Genomic DNA, 6,122 nt, shown 5'->3' with positions numbered 1-6,122 from the left:
CTCAGTATCCCGCCGGTCAATTTACGCAAGTCCATTTAGAAGAAGGAGCCACATCATGAACCTGCAAGTCAGTGGACACCACCTCGAGATCACGCCGGCCCTGCACGACTACGTCACCGGCAAACTCGAGCGAATCACCCGGCATTTCGACAACGTGATCGACGTCAACGTGATTCTTTCGGTGGACAAGCTGAAGCAGAAGGCCGAAGTAACGGTTCATCTCGCCGGCAAGGAAGTCTATGTCGAGTCGGTCGACGAGGACCTCTATGCGGCAGTCGATGGCTTGGCCGACAAGCTTGAACGCCAGGTCCAGAAGTACAAACAAAAACTGCAGGACCACCATCGCGGAAACAAGATTATCGATCACATCGTTGCCGAGTAACATCGCGCATAATCTGCACCCGAACGGTTGCCCAAAAGACTGTTCGGGTGCTCCTTTCCTGAGTCTATCCACGTCCGTCTTTCGGGTCTTGTCGCATGAGCCAGATCACCCAACTACTCCCCCTCGAAAACATCATTCTTGACTTGGACGCGAGCAGCAAGAAGCGTGCTTTCGAGCATGTGGGGCTGCTTTTCGAAAACTATCTCGGCATCGCTCGCAGTACGGTGTTCGACAGCCTGTTTGCGCGCGAAAAACTCGGCTCGACCGGCCTTGGCCAGGGTGTAGCCATCCCGCATGGACGCATCAAGGGGTTGAAGGACGCGACCGGTGCCTTCCTGCGTCTGGCCGCCCCAGTCCCGTTCGACTCGCCCGATGGCAAGCCGGTCTCGCTTCTGTTCGTCCTCCTTGTCCCCGAAGTGGCCACCGAACAGCACCTGCAGATTCTTTCCGAGCTGGCGCAGCACTTTTCCGACCGCGGTTGCCGGGAAGCTCTCGGCAAGGCCGCCGACGCACGAGCCGTCCGCCAGATTTTCGCTGACGGGGCATGAGTACTCAGCGTCAGTTCAGCGTGGCCCAGCTCTATGAGGACCACCGTGAGAAACTGAAGCTTTCCTGGATCGTCGCTGTCGGGGTGGACCGACAGATCGAGCTCAAGGACCAGGGCTACTTCGGCGCCGACGTTGTCGGTCACCTGAACCTGATCCACCCCGAACGCCTGCAGGTAATCGGCCGCGCCGAGAACGCCTGGGGCTGCCGAGTAACCCCGGACCGGCTGCGCTACCAAGTGAGAGAACTCTTGGCAGCCAAACCGCCTGCCCTGATTGTCGCCGACGACGTGGAGATCCTGCCGGCGATTCATGAAGGCTGCGAGTCCACCTCGACACCACTGTTCGTCAGTCCCAAGCCGTGCTCGGCAGTCATCGAACTCTTGCGCATCTATCTCTCGCGTCGCCTGGCCGGATCAACCTCGGTACACGGCGTACTGATGGACGTGTTCGGCATGGGCGTTCTGATCACCGGAGATTCGGGGGTCGGCAAGAGCGAGCTGGCTCTGGAACTCATCTCGCGTGGGCACGGCCTAGTGGCCGACGACGTCGTCGAACTGGCGTGCATCGCCCCGACGACCATCGAAGGGCGCTGCCCGAGCATGCTGCGCGACTATCTGGAAGTGCGCGGTCTCGGGCTGCTCAACATTCGCACCATCTTCGGCGAAACCGCATCACGTCGCAAGATGAAGCTCAAGCTGATCGCCCACCTGCAGCGACCGATGAGTAGCGCGGATGGACCTCGCCTGCCCCTCGACGCGCAGACGCAGGACATCCTGGGCGTTGCCGTACGCAAGGTCGTCATCCCCGTGGCGGCCGGGCGGAACATTGCGGTGCTGCTCGAAGCGGCGGTACGCAACAGTATCCTCCAGCTACGCGGCATCGACAGCATGGGCGATTTCATCAACCGTCAGCAGCAGGCATTGCTTGACGACGACCTTTAGCAGTGGCCTAATCAGTGGACTTCATCACAACCCAAGGAGAAACGCCGTGAAAGCAGTGATCGCCCTTGTCGCATTTGCCTTTGCCGCCAGCAGCGCGCTTGCCGTCGAAGAGAAGAAGGAACCCTCGGCTGCGCAGAAGGCGCAACAGGAAAAGATGAAGACCTGCAACGCAGAAGCCGGGGAAAAAGCGTTGAAGGGCGATGAGCGCAAGAAGTTCATGAGCGAGTGCCTGGGCGCCAAGGCGGCCCCGCCGACGCAGCAGGAAAAAATGAAAAGCTGCAACGCGGAGGCGGGCACCAAGCAACTCAAGGGCGACGAGCGCAAGAAGTTCATGAGCGAGTGCCTCAAGGCCAACCCGAGCTAGACATCGAGCAGCATCAGCTAGGCAGACGTCGCGCCACCTGGGGAAGCGTCCAGACATCTGGCTTCTTGTGTCAGCCGTGCGAGCAGCCTTCCGCCAGCCTGGCGTAGCTTCCCTGCCTGTCGTGCCCGGTCGGCATGCACGCAACATAGCCACGGCGGCGGCGCCTGAGCAGTTTGTCCAGGCGCCGCGCAGCTTCCTGCGGAGTGACACAAAGCTCGCCAAGAAAGGCATTGCACGCCGCCCAACGTTCATCCGGGGTGCGCACCACCACCACCGGGCGCCCACCGTCGATCGTCGTGACCAGACAACAGCTCGTCCCACCCTCGATCCAGGAGGCAGCAACGAGGTCCATCGCTTCGTCGCGTGGCACACGGAGGGCGAGCAGCGCATCGATCGGCGAGTCACATTCGACGCGCACGATGGCCGGAAAGTAGACATGGCCAGGCAAACCTGGGGAAAACTGCACGCGCTCCGTCTCTCGACCCTCCTCGCGGTGCTGGAAAGCTCCTGCGCTGGCAGACAAACATTCATTTCTCTCCGGGTGCAACAACATGCAAGTCACCGAGTTCGACGTCCTCATCGTTGGTGGCGGCCTGGCTGGCCTCGCGCTGGCCTGTGCGCTGCGCGATACGCGCCTGCGGGTGGCGCTCGCCGAGCAGAACCCGCCGCGCCGAGCCGAAGGCTGGGACGCAAGAGTCTACGCGATCTCGCCGGCCAACGCCGAGTTCCTGCGGCAAATCGGCACCTGGAAGCATCTGGATTCAGAGCGCATCGCACCGATCCGTGCCATGCAGATTCATGGCGACAGCGGCGCGGCACTCGATTTCTCGGCTTACCAGGCCGGCGTCCGCGAGCTTGGCTGGATTCTCGAATCGTCACTGATGGCCTGTGAACTCTGGGAGAGTGTCAGGCGCCAGGGCAACCTGAGTCTGTATTGCCCAGCCAAACCCACCGCCATCGAGGCTGGCATGACGAGTTCGCTGGTGACGTTGAGTGACGACCAGACGGTGGCGGCCCGCCTGATCGTCGCTGCCGATGGCCGGGATTCCTGGGTACGGGAAACGCTGGGCTTGCAGGCAATCAACCAGCCCTACGGAGAAATGGGGCTGGTCGCCAACTTCGAATGTGAACGACCGCATCGTGGCATTGCGCGCCAGTGGTTCAGGCACGATGGGGTTCTCGCCTGGCTGCCGATGGCCGGCAAGCGCATCTCGATCGTCTGGTCCACGCCCGATGAACACGCCGGGGAGCTGCTCGCCCTGCCGACCGAAGACCTGGCCAGCGAGGTGGCCGCCGCCGGCAGGCACGAACTTGGTGAGTTCCGCCTGCTCACTCCGGCGACTGCCTTCCCCTTGCGCCTGATGCAGGTGCCGCAGACAATTGCCCGGCGACTGGCTCTGCTCGGCGACGCAGCGCACGGAATCCATCCACTTTCCGGCCACGGCATCAATCTCGGCTTCCAGGACGCCAAGGCTCTGGCCGACCTGCTGGCGGCGACGCCGGATTGGCAGGACGTCGGCAACGACCGCCTGCTGCGTCGCTACCAGCGACGGCGACGCGAAGAAACCGTACTGCTGCAAACCACCACCCACGCGCTGCACCAGCTTTTTCGGCACGATTTTCCCGGACTCAGGAGCTTGCGTCATCTCGGCATGAACCTGACGAACGGTTTGCCGGTCTTAAAGAACCTGCTCGTACGGTACGCCATCGGCGCCTTGTGAAACATAGACCCCCCCACACCCGGAGACACCACAGATGCATGCGAAACTCGTACCGCTCGCGCTTGCCGCCAGCCTCAGCCTGGCGGCCCTGGCCGATGAGGCCAGCGTCAAGAAGGCGGTTGAAACCAGGCTTGGTCGCCCGGTAAGCAGCGTCACCAAGACCCCCTACCTCGGCCTTTATGAAGCGTACGTCGACGGTCAGATCGTTTACACCGACGAGAAGGTGTCGGCGCTCCTCCTGGGTCCGCTGATCGACGGCAAGACGATGAAGAACGTGACCGAGGAGCGGATTCAGAAGCTCACCGCAATCAAGTTTTCCGACCTGCCGCTGTCACTGGCCGTCAAGCAGGTGCGCGGTGATGGCAAGCGAGTGTTTGCCACCTTCGAGGACCCCAACTGTGGCTATTGCAAGAAGTTGGCGAGAGACCTGTCGAAGCTCGACAACGTGACCATCTACACCTTTCTCTACCCAATCCTGTCGCCGGACTCACTGGAGAAATCGAATCAGATCTGGTGTGCGACTGACAAGGCCAAGGCCTGGAACGACTGGATGGTCGATGGCAAGGCACCGGGAGGCAAGGGCGACTGCGACACGACAGCGGTCAAGAAGAGCATCGAGATGGGCCGCAAGCTGGCCATAAACGGCACACCGACCATGTTCTTCGCCGACGGAGAACGCATTCCCGGTGCCATTCCGCTGACCAAGATCGAGGAAAAACTCACCCAGACCAGTGCCAGGTAAGCCAGCGCCAGCCGTACATCCGTCGTCCGACGGGGGGCCGTGGCAAACCCAGCCCGGCCACCGCCCGTTCAGACGGCGACCAGAATTCCCGCGCTGTCCTGCAGGGCACCGGCGCGCAGCAGGTCCCTGACCAGCCATCCGGCGAGCGCCTCGTTGCTCTGGTTCAGGTAGCGCGCGTTCACGCTCTGGCAAAAACTCAGGCTGGCGAGAAACTCGGGCAGTTCGGCACGTGGCAACCGCCGCCTCTCGAGCAGGGCAAAAGCAACGATGACTTTCAGCGCGTGCCGCGCCAGCAACTCGACATCCTGCTCGAAGGCGACGAGCCGCTGATAGGCGCGCGTGAAAGCATCTTCGACCTCGACGAAGGGTGCGCCATGGCCCGGAATCACGACATCGACCGGCAGACGGGCCAAGACATTGAGCGTCTCGCGCGCCGCCTTGAGGCCGCCGGCACCTTCGGGATGCCCCAGCAGTTCCGAAAAGATGACGCCAAATCCGTTGCGCCACAGAGCATCGCCCGAAACCAGCAGCCGTCGCTCCGCATTGTGAAAAGCGAGCGCGTCCATGTCGTGACCGGGCACCGCGATGGCTCGCCAGGTCAAACCGCCAAGTTCCAGCTCATCACCGGCAGCGATCGTCGCATCGTGACGAAAGCGTGCCGCCGATTGACCGAGTGGCGAGAGGAGCAGGGCCTCTTCGTCCCATTCGGCAATTGTCGCGTCAATTCCTACCGGCACGATCACCTGGCAACCGAAGGCCGCCGTCACCGCCGCGTTGCCGCCGATGTGATCCGAATGCGAATGCGTGTTGAGCAGCCTGGTCAGTGCGCGGCCGGCCAGCGCGTGCTCGACCAGAGAAACGGTCTGTGCCGCGTGGGTGACATAACCGCTATCGATCAGCGCTGCCTGCTCGCCCTCGAAAAAGAGGAGGTTGTTCGATGATAGCCAGCCTCGTTCAAGTACCAGCAGGCTATCGGGAAGCATCAATGCTCACCCGGCGGAGCGATGTCCGGTAATTCATCGGGAACCCGGGCGCGCCGCCTTTCCTCGACCACGATACCCTGCGTCGCCGGCGATAGAGGCAGCGGCGGGCGACCGCAGCCCAGACAGTAGCCGGAATCCGGATCAGGCATGCAGATGCCGACACAAAGGTATTCGTCTTCAGGATCACTCATTGGTCAACACTCGCAATCTCCACGAAACTCGCCTCCCGACGCGCAACCCTGTGGGTCGTGCTCGACCCGGCGACGCTCGACGGCCAGCAGGACCCCCAGGCGCTGCTCGCTCGACGCCCGGCTCCAGTTGGCGATCTCCTCCATCGTCCGGAAGCAGCCCAGGCAGAAGCCGGTTGCCTCATCCATTCGGCAGACATTGATGCAGGGTGAGACGACCATCCGTGTCACGGCCATTCCTTCCCGCGGACGA

Annotated in this window: 10 protein-coding genes; 6 read left to right on the top strand and 4 right to left on the bottom strand. The window is 62.2% G+C overall.

The genetic code is table 11. The features are described 5' to 3' along the window. The first annotated feature begins 55 nt into the window (after window positions 1-55). The 4 genes from raiA (at window position 56) to JNK99_RS05465 (ending at window position 2,235) form a co-directional block, all read left to right on the top strand. Entirely contained in the window at window positions 56-382 is a 327-nt protein-coding gene (gene raiA, locus JNK99_RS05480) for a ribosome-associated translation inhibitor RaiA (protein WP_291849783.1), read from the top strand. 95 nt (window positions 383-477) lie between these two features. Continuing rightward, window positions 478-930 (top strand): PTS IIA-like nitrogen regulatory protein PtsN, encoded by a 453-nt coding sequence (gene ptsN / locus JNK99_RS05475; RefSeq protein ID WP_291849780.1) that lies wholly within the window; start codon window positions 478-480, stop codon window positions 928-930. Continuing rightward, entirely contained in the window at window positions 927-1,871 is a 945-nt protein-coding gene (gene hprK / locus JNK99_RS05470; protein WP_291849776.1) for an HPr(Ser) kinase/phosphatase, read from the top strand. Before ptsN ends, hprK begins: the two co-directional genes overlap by 4 nt. Window positions 1,872-1,917: 46 nt before the next feature. Then, window positions 1,918-2,235 (top strand): PsiF family protein, encoded by a 318-nt coding sequence (locus JNK99_RS05465; protein WP_291849792.1) that lies wholly within the window; start codon window positions 1,918-1,920, stop codon window positions 2,233-2,235. Window positions 2,236-2,305: 70 nt separating this feature from the next. On the opposite strand, the gene JNK99_RS05460 is transcribed toward JNK99_RS05465, so the two are convergent. Then, entirely contained in the window at window positions 2,306-2,701 is a 396-nt protein-coding gene (locus JNK99_RS05460) for a hypothetical protein (protein WP_291849773.1), read from the bottom strand. An 85-nt stretch (window positions 2,702-2,786) separates the two neighbouring features. Between JNK99_RS05460 and JNK99_RS05455 the strand changes: the two genes are divergently transcribed. Together JNK99_RS05455 and JNK99_RS05450 are read left to right on the top strand one after the other, a co-directional pair. Then, window positions 2,787-3,956 (top strand): UbiH/UbiF family hydroxylase, encoded by a 1,170-nt coding sequence (locus JNK99_RS05455; protein WP_291849770.1) that lies wholly within the window; start codon window positions 2,787-2,789, stop codon window positions 3,954-3,956. A 34-nt stretch (window positions 3,957-3,990) separates the two neighbouring features. Further along, window positions 3,991-4,698 (top strand): DsbC family protein, encoded by a 708-nt coding sequence (locus JNK99_RS05450; protein WP_291849767.1) that lies wholly within the window; start codon window positions 3,991-3,993, stop codon window positions 4,696-4,698. A 68-nt stretch (window positions 4,699-4,766) separates the two neighbouring features. Here JNK99_RS05450 and JNK99_RS05445 read toward each other — a convergent pair whose 3' ends face one another. From JNK99_RS05445 to JNK99_RS05435, 3 genes are read right to left on the bottom strand one after another with little or no spacing between them, the layout of a single operon-like run. Further along, window positions 4,767-5,681, bottom strand: a complete 915-nt coding sequence (locus JNK99_RS05445; RefSeq protein WP_291849765.1) for an MBL fold metallo-hydrolase — start codon at window positions 5,679-5,681, stop codon at window positions 4,767-4,769. After that, window positions 5,681-5,872 (bottom strand): DUF1289 domain-containing protein, encoded by a 192-nt coding sequence (locus JNK99_RS05440; protein ID WP_291849762.1) that lies wholly within the window; start codon window positions 5,870-5,872, stop codon window positions 5,681-5,683. The genes JNK99_RS05445 and JNK99_RS05440 overlap by 1 nt, the downstream gene beginning before the upstream one ends. 3 nt (window positions 5,873-5,875) lie before the next feature. Further along, the gene (locus JNK99_RS05435) at window positions 5,876-6,091 is read right to left on the bottom strand and encodes a DUF1289 domain-containing protein (protein WP_291849789.1); all 216 of its coding nucleotides are present in this window, start codon (window positions 6,089-6,091) and stop codon (window positions 5,876-5,878) included. Window positions 6,092-6,122 lie beyond the last annotated feature (31 nt).

It is taken from the genome of Accumulibacter sp., from assembly GCF_016789985.1.
In the GTDB taxonomy this organism is placed as follows: Bacteria; Pseudomonadota; Gammaproteobacteria; order Burkholderiales; family Rhodocyclaceae; genus Accumulibacter.
Note: the sequence above shows the minus strand (reverse complement) of the source record. Positions and strands in the feature narration are given on the sequence as shown.

Excerpts from the sequence above, each read along its gene's own strand:
- JNK99_RS05445 (WP_291849765.1), bottom strand. The coding sequence starts at position 5,681 with ATGCTTCCCGATAGCCTGCTGGTACTTGAACGAGGCTGGCTATCATCG.
- ptsN (WP_291849780.1), top strand. The coding sequence starts at position 478 with ATGAGCCAGATCACCCAACTACTCCCCCTCGAAAACATCATTCTTGAC.
- hprK (WP_291849776.1), top strand. The coding sequence starts at position 927 with ATGAGTACTCAGCGTCAGTTCAGCGTGGCCCAGCTCTATGAGGACCAC.
- JNK99_RS05455 (WP_291849770.1), top strand. The coding sequence starts at position 2,787 with ATGCAAGTCACCGAGTTCGACGTCCTCATCGTTGGTGGCGGCCTGGCT.
- JNK99_RS05450 (WP_291849767.1), top strand. The coding sequence starts at position 3,991 with ATGCATGCGAAACTCGTACCGCTCGCGCTTGCCGCCAGCCTCAGCCTG.
- JNK99_RS05440 (WP_291849762.1), bottom strand. The coding sequence starts at position 5,872 with ATGAGTGATCCTGAAGACGAATACCTTTGTGTCGGCATCTGCATGCCT.
- JNK99_RS05435 (WP_291849789.1), bottom strand. The coding sequence starts at position 6,091 with ATGGTCGTCTCACCCTGCATCAATGTCTGCCGAATGGATGAGGCAACC.
- raiA (WP_291849783.1), top strand. The coding sequence starts at position 56 with ATGAACCTGCAAGTCAGTGGACACCACCTCGAGATCACGCCGGCCCTG.